Origin of the sequence: Pseudoalteromonas luteoviolacea (assembly GCF_018100925.1) — a bacterium.
Taxonomy (GTDB): domain Bacteria; phylum Pseudomonadota; class Gammaproteobacteria; order Enterobacterales; family Alteromonadaceae; genus Pseudoalteromonas; species Pseudoalteromonas obscura.
Map to the genome: position 1 here is coordinate 1 of NZ_JAGJEH010000017.1, position 13,567 is coordinate 13,567.

General features: G+C 44.2%; 9 protein-coding genes and 4 tRNA genes. 5 read left to right on the plus strand and 8 right to left on the minus strand.

Annotated elements, in window-relative coordinates; all coding sequences use genetic code 11:
- Positions 1 to 135: 135 nt before the first annotated feature.
- From J8M00_RS25210 to murB, 7 genes are all read right to left on the minus strand, one after another.
- Positions 136 to 211: transfer RNA gene (locus tag J8M00_RS25210), tRNA-Thr, on the minus strand.
- A 12-nt stretch (positions 212 to 223) separates the two neighbouring features.
- A tRNA-Gly gene (locus tag J8M00_RS25215) sits at positions 224 to 298 on the minus strand.
- Positions 299 to 343: 45 nt separating this feature from the next.
- Positions 344 to 428 (minus strand) — tRNA-Tyr (locus tag J8M00_RS25220).
- Between the two features lie 44 nt (positions 429 to 472).
- Positions 473 to 548 (minus strand) — tRNA-Thr (locus tag J8M00_RS25225).
- Between the two features lie 117 nt (positions 549 to 665).
- The gene (locus tag J8M00_RS25230; protein WP_211013157.1) at positions 666 to 1,373 is read right to left on the minus strand and encodes a type III pantothenate kinase; all 708 of its coding nucleotides are present in this window, start codon (positions 1,371 to 1,373) and stop codon (positions 666 to 668) included.
- On the minus strand, positions 1,373 to 2,368 hold the full coding sequence (birA, locus tag J8M00_RS25235; protein WP_211013158.1) for a bifunctional biotin--[acetyl-CoA-carboxylase] ligase/biotin operon repressor BirA: 996 nt from the start codon (positions 2,366 to 2,368) through the stop codon (positions 1,373 to 1,375). Before birA ends, J8M00_RS25230 begins: the two co-directional genes overlap by 1 nt.
- Positions 2,361 to 3,371 (minus strand): UDP-N-acetylmuramate dehydrogenase, encoded by a 1,011-nt coding sequence (murB, locus tag J8M00_RS25240; RefSeq protein ID WP_211013159.1) that lies wholly within the window; start codon positions 3,369 to 3,371, stop codon positions 2,361 to 2,363. Before murB ends, birA begins: the two co-directional genes overlap by 8 nt.
- Before the next feature lie 131 nt (positions 3,372 to 3,502).
- Between murB and J8M00_RS25245 the strand changes: the two genes are divergently transcribed.
- Entirely contained in the window at positions 3,503 to 5,347 is a 1,845-nt protein-coding gene (locus tag J8M00_RS25245) for a M1 family metallopeptidase (protein ID WP_211013160.1), read from the plus strand.
- Between the two features lie 64 nt (positions 5,348 to 5,411).
- Here the strand turns inward: J8M00_RS25245 and J8M00_RS25250 are convergent, their stop codons facing one another.
- Complete coding sequence (locus J8M00_RS25250; protein WP_211013161.1) at positions 5,412 to 5,999, minus strand: DUF2057 domain-containing protein; 588 nt, start codon at positions 5,997 to 5,999, stop codon at positions 5,412 to 5,414.
- 155 nt (positions 6,000 to 6,154) lie between these two features.
- Here J8M00_RS25250 and J8M00_RS25255 point away from each other — a divergent pair, with 155 nt between their 5' ends.
- The 4 genes from J8M00_RS25255 (at position 6,155) to J8M00_RS25270 (ending at position 13,345) form a co-directional block, all read left to right on the plus strand.
- Positions 6,155 to 6,526 carry a histidine triad nucleotide-binding protein gene (locus J8M00_RS25255; RefSeq protein ID WP_211013162.1) on the plus strand — a complete coding sequence of 124 codons (372 nt, stop codon included), beginning with the start codon at positions 6,155 to 6,157 and terminating at the stop codon, positions 6,524 to 6,526.
- Between the two features lie 227 nt (positions 6,527 to 6,753).
- A complete protein-coding gene (locus tag J8M00_RS25260; protein WP_023400213.1) occupies positions 6,754 to 7,410 on the plus strand; it encodes a helix-turn-helix transcriptional regulator in 657 nt (218 codons plus the stop codon).
- Positions 7,411 to 7,588: 178 nt separating this feature from the next.
- Positions 7,589 to 9,748, plus strand: coding sequence for an ATP-binding protein (locus J8M00_RS25265; protein ID WP_211013163.1), 2,160 nt, complete (start codon positions 7,589 to 7,591; stop codon positions 9,746 to 9,748).
- 276 nt (positions 9,749 to 10,024) lie between these two features.
- Positions 10,025 to 13,345 (plus strand): amidohydrolase family protein, encoded by a 3,321-nt coding sequence (locus J8M00_RS25270; protein WP_211013164.1) that lies wholly within the window; start codon positions 10,025 to 10,027, stop codon positions 13,343 to 13,345.
- The last annotated feature ends 222 nt before the right edge of the window (positions 13,346 to 13,567 follow it).

Consider the following 13,567-nt stretch of genomic DNA (forward strand, 5'->3'; position numbering starts at 1 on the left):
GACGGAACCTATAAGTTTTTGTGTATCTAGATTACATATAAAAATAATCCACGCGCGCGCGGATTAGGTTTATTCTTTACAATTATAAATGTTTTTGTGACAAATCAAAGGAAGTATTTGGGAAGATCCGGAGACTGGTGCTGATAGGCAGATTTGAACTGCCGACCTCACCCTTACCAAGGGTGCGCTCTACCAACTGAGCTATATCAGCACACCAGAAATCTGGAGCGGGCAGCGGGAATCGAACCCGCATCATCAGCTTGGAAGGCTGAGGTAATAGCCATTATACGATGCCCGCTTTAGGAACCTGTTCTTAACTACCTCAGAACCGTCAAGAATAAAGTGGTGGAGGGAGCTGGATTCGAACCAGCGAAGGCTGAGCCGTCAGATTTACAGTCTGATCCCTTTGGCCGCTCGGGAACCCCTCCACATAAAAATTCTTTTCTAAAGCGTGTTCTAAATCTTTTAAAGATGGTGCCGACTATCCGAGTCGAACGGATGACCTACTGATTACAAGTCAGTTGCTCTACCAACTGAGCTAAGTCGGCACTGCTTTAGTACGGGGCGAGATATTAGAGCAACCGATGACACTATGCAACAGTTAAATCAAAAAAAATCGCAATTTCTTGTTTAAATGCTCATATTTACGACAAAACATTCATTATTTAAACGTTTTGCTGATATTTACGCCAAAACACCAGCCCTTGCATTACTAGATCATCAAAATAGATCCCAGATGGATCAAGATGTTGCTGTATCAACTCGCCGTATCCGCCCGCATAAATCAGCTGTACTTCATTACCCACTCGCTCAATTTGTTCCACAGCTTGTTTAGCCAGTGCCACGGTGGCACTTAATGCAGCATTTTTCACAGCATTAGGCGTGTTAGTTCCCAGCACGGTATCAAACGAAGTAGTTGAATCACTGAATACTTTTTGCGTATTGGCAACCAAGCTTTCAATCATCATGTCCAAGCCCGGTAAAATCCACCCGCCTTGATGCTGACCATCGGCTCCAAGAACATCTACTTTAGTTGCCGTGCCTGAGTCGACAATAATGCAGGCTTTGTTAGGAAATAAATGATAACTCGCCACCACAGTCAACCATCTATCGATCCCTAAATTTTTAAATTCAGGGTAAGCGCACTTGAGCGCCCCCAGCGAAGCTGAAACAGACGCAAAATAGTGAGGAATTTGGTGCAAGTGAGCATTGTGTAATATCGGTTCAAGACCTTCATTACCACCTACCTGAGCTATCAATACTTCCTCTATTTTCTGCCAAGGTATATGCGCTGCACTAATAACCGATATATTACCACTGCGCTCTAACGCAACTTTTACTGCCGTATTACCGACATCCACCAGTAATCGCATTAGCCTTCCTTTCGCAGTGATAGTTCACCACCATAATAGGTTTTGCACTCACCATCTTGGCGCAATATCAATCCACCCTGATGATCAATTCCCTCACAGATCCCGCGCCATTGCCTTTGTCCAGTGCTCAAACTAACAGCCTGATCGCGAAATGCATTGAGCTCATTCCATTGCTCAACCATCTCGCTTAGACCATTCTTTTGGTACATGTAGAGACGCTTTTGCAAACATAACGTCAGTACCACCACAAGCTGATTTTTATCAATGTCAGCGATGTGCTGGCTTAGGTCAGTCCATGCTTGGTCAATGTATTGCGCAGCGGTATTTGGCATCGCCACATTTAACCCAATACCAATCACTAAATGACATGGGCCCTCCATTTGGCCATCTAACTCCACCAGCACGCCTGCTAATTTGTGTTCATTAATATAGATATCATTAGGCCATTTTAACTGCACGTCCAATTCATACAGGGCTTTTAGAGCATCGTACACAGCTAGACCAACAGCAACCGACACCCCCATCGCTGCTTGCATACCCTCTTCAAAATGCCAGTAATAGCTGTAATACAAATTTGCCCCAAATGGCGACTGCCATTGCCTACCACGGCGACCCCGACCCGCCTGCTGCATTTCAGCAACGAGCACATGTCCCGAGTTTAAATCATCGACATTAGTTTGAATGCGGCGCATTAATTCGCTGTTGGTTGAGTCGATGATAGGTTGTACCTCTATACGACAAGGGCTGTCACTGAGCGCTTGCCAAATGGGCAAAATTTTATTCTGGTCTAACAGCGGTAAACTGTGATTGAGCCGATACCCTTTTCCCGATACCTTAAAAATATCGATGCCCATATCTTGTAATGACTTGATATGCTTAGAGACTGCTGCTCGGCTGATACCAAGCGCCTCACCCAATGTCTGACCTGAAATAAAATGGTCGCGACTTAATGCACTCAATATAGCAAGTTTATTGCCCACAGGTGCTTTAACCATAGTTGTCTCCTTGAACCCATTCACCTTGCTGGGCAACCAGCCTCACCTCAGGTATTAATGCAATGGCAAATTTCTCTGATACTGCCTGCTGAATGTACGCAATCATATTTAACAGTTCCGTCCCTTGCCCTTGTTGATCATTGACCAAAACCAGCGCTTGCTTGTCATAGACACGAATGCCTCCTATTCGATGTCCTTTCAATCCAGCTTGTTCAATGAGCCAACCCGCAGCGAGTTTAACCGTGAGCTCACTCACCGGATACACTGGCATATCTGCATACTGCTCACACAATTTGCGCGCAGTTTCTTTGCTAACCACAGGATTTTTGAAAAAACTCCCAGCATTGGCACATACGTTGGGGTCTGGTAATTTACTGCGTCGTATCTGCATTACCCGCTCAGCGACATCCTTTGCATTCACACTCTGTCCAACGAGATCTTTTAATGGTCCATAATTTAATACTGGTCGCCACTGTTTGGGTAATTTAAGTACCACTTGTGTAATAACAAAACGCCCTTGTAATGCCCCTTTGAAAGTCGAATCTCGATAGCCAAATTGACAAGCAACCTTGTCCAGTGTCTCAAATGCCTTTGTGTCTATGTTGTACCCCGTAAGAGAATCAAACACATCTGCCAATTCGACCCCATAAGCGCCTATATTTTGCACAGGAGCGGCCCCGACAGTTCCGGGGATCAAAGCAAGGTTTTCTAATCCACCAATGCCCATGTCCAGTAGTTTGAGCACCAATTGGTGCCAATTTTCTCCGGCACCTGCTTTCACTGTATAGTGCAGCTCGGTTTCTGTGACTTCAATGCCTCGATTGGCCACCAGTACTACCGTACCGTGAAAGTCTTCTAAAAAAATACAGTTACTGCCCTCTCCCAAAATGAAAAAGGGGGTATCAAAATCAATGTGAGTTAACTGCTCCGGCACTTCTATGCGCACCAGTTCACGGCAGCGAGAGGGCAAAGCAAATGTATGTAAGGACTGTAAAGAGTGCACTGGCAGCGCCTATCTAAAATACCAACTATTTTCCTTAGTTTACCCGATTGATGTCTCCAACGCATCCGAGTGTCATTTATATACTGAAGTGGTATAACAGGGATAACTCTCAATCATGAGCAAGGATAAAAATGAAACTCTCAGCCTTAACATTTGGTCTCGCATTGGCGGGCCTCTCTCATACTGTTTTGGCGGCAAAAGCCGTCGATGAACACACTTTTGCCAACCTAGACGATGTAGTGAGCACACACTTACACCTGGATTTAGATGTTGACTTTGATGACAAGCAGCTAGAGGGGTTTGTCGAGCACACATTACAGTGGCAAAACAAACACGCCCGTACATTAGTGTTAGATACCCGCGATCTTGAAATTGACCGCGTTATGTACCAAACATCTCAGGGAAAATGGCACCCGGCCCAGTTCACGTTGGCGCCTCGCAATGGGGTAAAAGGCGCGAAGTTAACGATTAAGTTTAAACAACAGGCTACCAAAGCGCGTATTTACTACAATAGCTTGCCTCAAGCCTCTGGCTTACAGTGGTTGACACCGGTGCAAACCGCCAGCAAAACACACCCATTTATGTATAGCCAGTCCCAAGCAATCCATGCCAGAAGCTGGATCCCTGTGCAAGATACCCCAGCGATGCGCACCACTTATACCGCACGTATCCAAACACCCAAAGATGTGCGCGCTGTAATGAGCGCTGATAATTCAGAGGCCTTCGTAAAAGACGGCGATTATTGGTTTGATATGCCCCAAGCCATCCCGCCTTACTTAATCGCCATTGGTGCCGGTAATCTCGAATACAAAGAAATGTCTCACCAAACAGCGATTTTCGCAGAGCCACAAATCCTCGAAGCATCTGTGGCCGAATTCAACGATACGCAGGCAATGATAGACAAAACCAATGCCATGTACGGTGAATATGCATGGGGCAGATATGACTTATTAATGTTACCACCGAGCTTCCCATTTGGCGGTATGGAAAACCCTCGTTTATCTTTCATTACACCGACCGTTGTAGCTGGAGATAAAAGCTTAGTCAATTTGATCGCACATGAACTCGCCCACTCTTGGTCAGGTAACCTTGTTACCAATGCCACTTGGGAAGACTTGTGGCTCAATGAAGGTTTCACCTCTTACGTTGAAAACCGGATCATGGAAGAAGTATTTGGCCGTGACCGTGCAGTTATGGAACAAGCCTTAGATGCCGCAGGACTGCGCGCACAGCTCAACAACATTCCAGCACCCGACACACGTCTAAACTTAAAGCTCAATGGCCGCGACCCTGATGATGCATTCAGCAAAGTGCCCTATATCAAAGGTCAGCTATTTCTCATTTACCTTGAAGAAAAGTTTGGCCGCGAAAAGTTCGACGTGTTTGTCAAAGGTTACTTTGATGCTTACGCTTTTAAATCACTGACTACCGCTGAGTTTGTGCAGTATTTAGATAAGCACTTATTGAAAAAACATCCGGGTATCGTATCTCTAGACAAAGCCAAAGAGTGGATATACCAGCCAGGGCTCCCTGCAGACGCCCCAACACCAACCTCTAATGCATTTAACCAAGTTGATGCGCATATGCAGGCTTGGCTAAGTGGAAGTAAACAACTCAATACTTTACCGACACAAAACTGGACAGTACATGAGTGGCTACACTTTTTAAATAATTTGCCAAGAGATCTGTCTTTGGACAAGATGCAGGCGCTGGACAAAGCGTTTAACCTAACAAATTCAAGCAATGCCGAATTAGCATTTGCTTGGTATATGCTCGCAGTCGGTAATGGCTACCAAGCTATCTACCCAGCGCTGGACAAGCACCTAACAGGAATTGGCCGACGCAAATTAATTGTTCCACTATATAAAGCATTGGCTAAGACGGATAAGCGAGATTGGGCTTATCGCGTCTATCAGAATGCTCGCCCAGGTTACCACCCACTGGCGCAGGGAACTGTTGACGCTATTTTTAAATAGACACGCCCTCAGAGATAAAGCACATTGCTTTATCTCTGACAAATTTCCACATTAGGACACACAATCAATGCTGTGCTTCGATGGAGGCTAAAAATGCCGCGCGTTGCTCCGGAGTAGCCTGCTGCCACCAAAATTCAAGCATTGATACTGCATCAGGTTTTCCTGCACTCGGCGCAGGCTTATCATTATCTATTTTTGCAGCAGATGTGTTATTTGGCACAGAAACATGTACTGGCGCTGCAACCGACTTTGTCGCTTCGCTCACACGACTAGCCGACACTTTGTTACCTTGCTTAGCTTGTAGCCAAATAGCAGGTGACTTTGCAAAAGCACGAGCTTGCTCTACCGTTTCTATAGACTTAAAGCGTACTTGGTAATCACCTTCCTTAATGTCTACCTCCACCCAGAATGGCTTTGAGTCAACTACCTCATGTTCGTCGTAGTCCAGTTCAAATAAATCTGAATACTTCACCTTGATCCGGTGAACACCTGCCGGTAATTCTAACGTGCGCACTTTGTTAAAAAATGAATGCTCAATTTCTCGCTCATTAACTTGTAAAGGCAGCAATTCTTCTGGGAAATTAACTTCCCCAGCAACAGAAATACCACTATAAAGTGCTATAAAAATTCCAAATATACTATTTTTCTTCATATTTCCTCTTTATTTGATTGCTACCTTGGTGGGGTAAGGTATTTGTGCCAAATTTAGTTACAATTATGAATAAGCATGAATTGTAATTTCCCTTGTATCTTGTTGAGTCCGCGCTATGCTGAACAGCTAAACTAACGTATATAAGGATAAAAGTAATGAGCCAAGAGACGATTTTTACAAAAATAATTAATCGTGAAATACCTGCAGATATTGTGTACGAAGACGACAAGGCGCTTGCATTTAAGGATATTAGTCCACAGGCTCCATTTCATGTTTTGGTGATCCCAAAGCTGCCGATCGCAACAATTAACGACGTGAACGAAGAAAATGCGCACTTAGTTGGGCACTTACATCTAGTAGCAGCTAAACTTGCGAAAGAGCACGGATTTGCTGAGGATGGTTATCGCGTTGTTATGAATTGCAATAATGATGGTGGACAAACCGTATACCACATTCACTTACATGTTCTAGCTGGACTGGAAATGGGTTGGCCTCCGTACCAAAGTAGGAAAAAAGTAGTATCTTAAATTATTCTTTGTTAAAAAATGTAATTAACTAAGCTATTACTCTACGAAAAAAAATTTATAATTTAATCAACCAGTTGAAGCTTTATCTAAATTTGGTCGTTTACAAAATAGGCTATCGTGCCACACTTTATGTCGTAAACTTCTTTTTATTGATGAAATTTCTAATACAAAAGGTCTGATTCACGTGTTAGCATTGCGTTATCAGACAGAATGAGAGTGTTTTTCAAATGAGCAGTACTGCATTTTTATTGCTAGATAAAGAGCCTATCAACACGATAGGAATAAACGTTTTGCAACCCCTGTTAAAAACACAAGGGTTAGACGTCGTCACAGGGACTGATATTTCCGAAGTACCAGAAGATACTCGGTTGCTTTTTATTGAGACAGCAGTCAATGATGCATGGGGCAAGCTGAAAGAGCAGTTAGTTAACCTCAAAGTCAGTTGCGACATCGTGCTGTTCAACTTAGATGAAAACCCTGAATTGGCTAATCGTGCATTACTCAGCGGCATTCGCGGTGTATTTTATACCACAGATAACGCAGATGTATTAATGAAGGGCATCCGCTTACTGATGGAAGATCAGCTTTGGTATCGCCGAGAAATCATGTGTAATGCGTTAAATCGCATGCTGCAATTTAACAAAGATGCGCTTCACAAACTGACTGAAGGTGATATCGAGCCTGTAAAACTCACTAAACGTGAAAAAGCGATCATTTCTTTGATGAGTAAAGGCGCCAAAAATAAAGAAATCGCGGAAGATTTAAATATCAGCCCACATACGGTGAAAACCCATCTATATAGTGCATTTCGTAAAACGAAATGCCGTAACCGTATCGAACTTTTGTCATGGGCACAGCAAAATATCCCTGACGAGATACGTTAATACACAACGTACACTTCCCTCTTCTGTCAAAAAGCATGCGATTAGCATGCTTTTTGTTTTTTAGACTTATCATGTAACGGTACGACAAGCCATCTCATTAATTTCTCGGTGCATCGCTTTACTGCGCTGAGTCTTCGCTCTATCCTAGGTACGTCTTTTAATTGTTAACAAAGCCCCTATGTTGGACCACAAAACCCTGTATGTAGCCAGTGCAGCGATGACGGCAATGATGACGCTCATTAATTATTTAACGTGGCGTGCAAATAAAAATACACCCGGTGTATTGCTGTATATTTTTTATCCATTAATTCTATTTGCCGCCATATCCATGTTCGCACTGCACAGCTTTCTCTCGCAGTGGCAAACCATCGGCATTGCCAACACCTTACTGTTTCTCGCTTCAATCATACATTGCTGGGCAATAAGTCAATTTCTTGGACAGCGGGGCGTCGAATTTAGAACTTACCTTTTTGCTACCTTAGCGCTACTGTCAGCACTGATCTATTATGCAATGGTGGATGACAATTTGCGCAAACGGATTTTAATCTCCGACCTTCAGCATATTGTAGAGGCAATCCTTCTCAGCTATTACTTTATTCGTTATGCCCGTAAACAATACCCCAACGGCAGTATTGTATATTTAATCGTACTGGGATTTATCTTTACTGCATTCATCGGTCGCACGGTATTTATGGGCGAGGTTGACCAAGTTTCTCTTTTTGATGACCCATGGTTTTCTATTGCCATATTTTTCAACGGTGTACTTGCTCCAATATTCTATGCAACCGGTATGGCGTTACTGTGTAATGAAAGACGCGAGCTCAACCTCAACAACCTCACAGAAAAAGCGCAAAAAGACCTCGAAATTCGCGGCTTGTTTTTATCTACCATCAGCCACGAGATCCGTACGCCACTCAATGGTATTCTAGGCAGTGCGCAATTGGTCCTAAACCGCAGCCATGATCAACACAGCAAAGCCTATTGTGAGGCAATCATTAATTCAGCTGAATCACTCAACTTATTGATTGATAAGGTACTAGACTATGCTAGTTTAGATCAGAGTGACGAAGTACTGTCGTCTGAAGACGTTGAGCTGAAAAGCTGGCTAGACAACTTGTGTTTATTGATGAGCCCACTGGCTGAGCAAAAGAAACTCACCTTTACCCTACTCTACGATTTGCCCGATCAAGTGTGCTACTACTGCGACCAACAAAAACTGCGGCAAATTTTACTCAACCTTGTCGGCAACGCCATTAAATTTACTGACAAAGGCGAAGTTAAACTACGTGTTGAACTGCTCGAAGAGGCCAATATGTCGCATATTGTCCGATTTAGCGTGGTCGACTCCGGTCCAGGTATTGAAGAGGAAGACATCGACAAACTGACCGAACCTTATGTGCAAAGTAACGCAGGTAAAACCAAAGGCGGAACAGGGCTTGGTTTAGCGATAACAGCGCGCCTTCTCAGCAAGCTGGGCAGCCAACTTGAAATCATCAGTGAACTGGGTAAAGGCAGCTCGTTTAGCTTTGACGTCAGCCTACCTGTCGGCGAGCTGAGCTTAGTTGAGCAGCGCCATCACAACCCAGAATACCCCACGGGGCTATCGGTACTGTTGGTCGAAGACTTAGACTTAAACCGCAAGATCGCCATCGAATTTATGGCTGCGGATGAGCATAAAATCAAATTGGCTTACGATGGTTCAAGTGCCATAGAGCACCTTAAAGAACATGTGTTTGACGTGGTATTGTTAGATATGAATTTGCCTGATTTTACCGGGCAAGAGGTACTTAGACATCTGCAAACCATAGAACACAAAAACAAGCGTACGCCATTTTTAGCCTTCACTGCGAGCTTAAGCCCTGAAGAGATTAAAGAATACCTCTCTCTAGGGATCAAAGATGTGGTGGGTAAGCCCATAAAACAAGAAAAACTACGACAGGCGATCAGTGACTCCCAAAAAGCCCAAAAACCAGATATGCGCGTAGAGTTAAGCGACACTTTATATGATGATACCGCTGTTAATTCACTTAAAAGTGGCTTTAGTGAAGATGAAGTATCCTCAATTTACAATGAATTTGTCTTATCTGCCCGCAATAAGTTGATCCACATCCAACAGCTTCTAAGTGAAGATGAAGAACAATGTATTAAGTCTCTCCACCGCCAAGCCAGTACCGCTTTGCAATTAGGCTTTAACCGCTATGGCCTTGCTTTGAAAAAAATAGAACGTCGCCTGCTAGACGGAAAACAGTGCGACGATGATTTAACACAGGCGATGGCACTGTGGCAAAAAAGCTTAGAGGCCTATTTGCAATTCGTGCGCCAGCAAACATTGAGCTAACCGTAGTTATTGCAGCTCCCTTTGGGAGCTGCAATCTTGCCTAATTAACAAAGTTCTCTTTCTAATTGCTCAAGAATTAATACAAGTGCCTCAAGAGCAGTATAAAAATAATGCAAAGTTGCCGCAAATGAGCGCACTTTTATCGACACATTGTCGACTTTAGTTAAAAAATTCGCCATCCTACCCGGGTAAATAGAAAATAAGCTCACAACAAGACAAGAAACCAAAACTCAGCAACAGACTGAGACTTGGCTTGACAACACATAGGAATACACCATGGCACTATTTAAATCACCTATTGCCGCTGCGATAGGTGCCGCATTGATCGGACTAAGCACTCCTTCTCTAGCCGCTGCAGGCGCAGAAGAAAGCACCGCAAAATGGGATGTACTCAACCCACCAGGTGAAAAACAAACAATCACCATAGATACCAATGAAACAACTTGGAGTAACGTGGATGTTAGCCCTGATGGCCAACACGTGATCTTCGACATGCTAGGTGATATTTACGTGATGCCAATTTCAGGCGGTAAAGCAAAGGCCATTACCAATGACCGTGCTTGGAACTTCCAACCGAAGTTCTCACCTGATGGCAAACATATCGCGTTTATTTCCGATCGCGCGGGTGCTGAAAACCTGTGGGTAATGGATATTGATGGCAGCAATATGCGTCAAGTATCTGATGAGTCACACAACCTACTGCACAATCCATCATGGTCACCTGATGGTCAATATATCGCGGTAAAACAAGGGCAAGTAACTGGCCGTACTATCCCGGGTGGCTCTATTCGCATGTACCACATTTCAGGTGGTAAAGGCGTGCTAGTACGTGAGAGATTGCACGGAGCCAAATCACAAAAGAATATTGCAGAGCCTGCGTTCTCAACTGATGGCAAAAAAATATACTACTCAGTGGACGCCACACCTGGTGTACGCTGGCAATACAACAAGAATGCTCTTACTTCGGTATTTGAAGTTCGCTCTTGGGATCTAGCAACTGGCGAAGAAGAAACGGTTATTCGCGGTGCAGGTGGTGCGATCCGTCCAACGCCAAGCCCTGATGGCAAGTCTCTGGCGTTTGTAAAGCGTGAAGACAATGGCGAGAAGATGATCAGTGCACTGTATATCAAAGATTTAAAGTCTGGTATCGAAACACAGATCTTCACAGGCCTAGATCGAGATCTGCAAGAAGCCAATGGTGCACAAGGTAATACACCAGCGTTTGCCTATACACCAGATGGCAAAGCTTTAGTATTTTGGTCAGGTGGCGTATTCCACAAAGTGGATATTGCTACAAAACAAGCGCAAGTTATACCAACTCGCGTCGTAACGGAAAAAGAAATCACGCCGGCATTAAAATTTGCGGTTGATGTGGCGCCTGACAACTTTAAAGTCAAGCTGGCACGTTGGTCACAGATCTCACCAAACGGCGAAACAGCATTGTTCCAAGCTTTGGGTCACCTCTATGTCAAAGACATCGAATCTGGCAAAGTGCGTCGAGTGACCAAACAAAATGATCACTTTGAATTCTACCCAAGCTACTCACGCGATGGTAAATACATTGTCTATACGACATGGGATGATCAGGAACTAGGTAGCATTCGTGTTGTTTCAGCCAAAGGTGGTAAAGGCCGTGTCATTACCCAAGATCCAGGTCATTACATTTCACCGAGCTTCTCACCAGATGGTAAAAAGGTCTTGTTCAAGAAAGTAACTGGAGGTTACCTATTGAGCGGTGATTGGTCAATGCACCCGGGCATTTACCTAGTCGATGCCAAAGGTGGCGAAGCCAAGCGCGTTGTAAAAAGCGGTGACAACCCGCACTTTGGTGCCGATCCTAAGCGCATTTATTTCTCAGTTGCCAGCAGCGAAACCAGTCGAGAGCTAAAAAGTGTCGACTTAAACGGTCATGAAGAGCGCAGTCATTTCAAAGGCGAATACATCTTTGATTACAAGGTCTCTCCTGATGGCAACTATGTCGCTTTTATTGAGCACTTCAATACATTTGTTGCCCCATTTACTAGCACAGGTAAAACACTATCGATCAACAAAGGCGGTAAGTCTTTCCCTGTAAAGCAAGTATCTAAGTACTCTGGTGACTTCCTAAACTGGAAGGCAGACAGCAGTGCTCTGACTTGGGCATTTGGTCCAAACTTATACCAACGTAAACTGACTGATACTTTCTCTTTTGTAGAGAATGCTGCAGATAACTTAGATGAGTTAACCGCAGAAGGTATTGATTTAAGCTTCGAGCAACCTTCAGACAAGCCAAAAGGTTTGTTGGCATTGGTTGGTGGTAAAGTTGTAACGATGCGTGATGCAGAGAATCAACAAGAAGTGATCGAAGACGGTGTGGTACTTATCGAAGACAACCGCATTATCGCAGTGGGCGCTCGTGGCGATGTCACCATTCCGAACTCTGCAAAAGTGATGGATATCAAGGGTAAAACGGTTATTCCAGGTCTTGTTGATGCACACGCACACGGTAGCTACGGTAGTCGTGAGCTACAACCTGAGCAAAACTGGAACCAATTCTCAAATGTAAGCTTTGGTGTAACCACTATTCACGACCCATCTAACAACTCTAACGAAGTCTTCTCTATGGCTGAGCTACAGCGTGCTGGTTTAACCGTTGCTCCGCGTATTTACTCTGTGGGCCGTATTTTATACGCAGGTGAAGCTCCGGGTTATAAAACGCCAATCAACAATTTAGAAGACGCTCAATTCCATGTTAAGCGCCTCAAAGATGCTGGTGCAATCTCAGTTAAGAGTTACAACCACCCTCGCCGTGATACTCGCCAGCAAGTACTGGAAGCGGCAAAGCAAATGGAAATAATGGTGGTACCAGAGGGTGGTTCGAAGTTCCAGCAAAACATGAACATGATCATCGATGGTCATACTGGCCTTGAACATGCTCTGCCTATTCCGAATATCTATTCAGACGTCACACAGATGTGGAGTCAAACAGAAGCTGGATTCACACCAACTTTCAACGTAGCGTACGGCGGGATCAAGGGGGAAGACTATTTCTATAACACCACTAATGTTTGGGAAAACGAGCGACTGATGAGCTTTGTACCTGAATATGTGGTTAAACCTATGTCTATCCGTCGTGAAAAGGCACCTGAACACCACTACAACCATATCGATGCTGCAAAATCGGCAAAACAATTGCGCGACAAAGGTGTAACGGTTCATATTGGTGCACACGGTCAGCGAGAAGGTTTGGGCGCACATTGGGAGCTATGGTCAATGGCACAAGGTGGCTTCAGTGCATGGGAAGCGCTGCGCAGCGGTACCATTGATGGTGCCAGATACCTTGCGATGGACCACGACATTGGCACCATTGAAAAAGGCAAGCTTGCGGATTTAGTCATCATTGATGGCGATGTTCTAAACGACATTCGTGAATCAGAAAAAGTGACCTACACGATTTTAAATGGTCGCGTATATGACGCAGCAACCATGAACGAAATCGGTAACGACACGCGCAAACGTCAGCCATTCTTCTTTGAAAATGGTAACAAGACGCCAATGCACCCAGATACTGAAGCATACATGGAAGAGAAAGCACATAAGTATCATTGGAAGCACTAATCGTTAAACGATAAATCAGAAAAAAGGAAGCAGCATACGCTGCTTCTTTTTTATAAAAATAAAAAAGTCATCAAAAATTCACAACACAGTTCGCTCATCTCTCATTATTGCAATATTCAGAGTTACCAAGCTACGCATTCAACAATCAAAACTAGCAGCAATTTTTGCTACTCCCCAACGCTAGATCTTATCGGGAAGTGATCTACACTAACGTTAATTCTG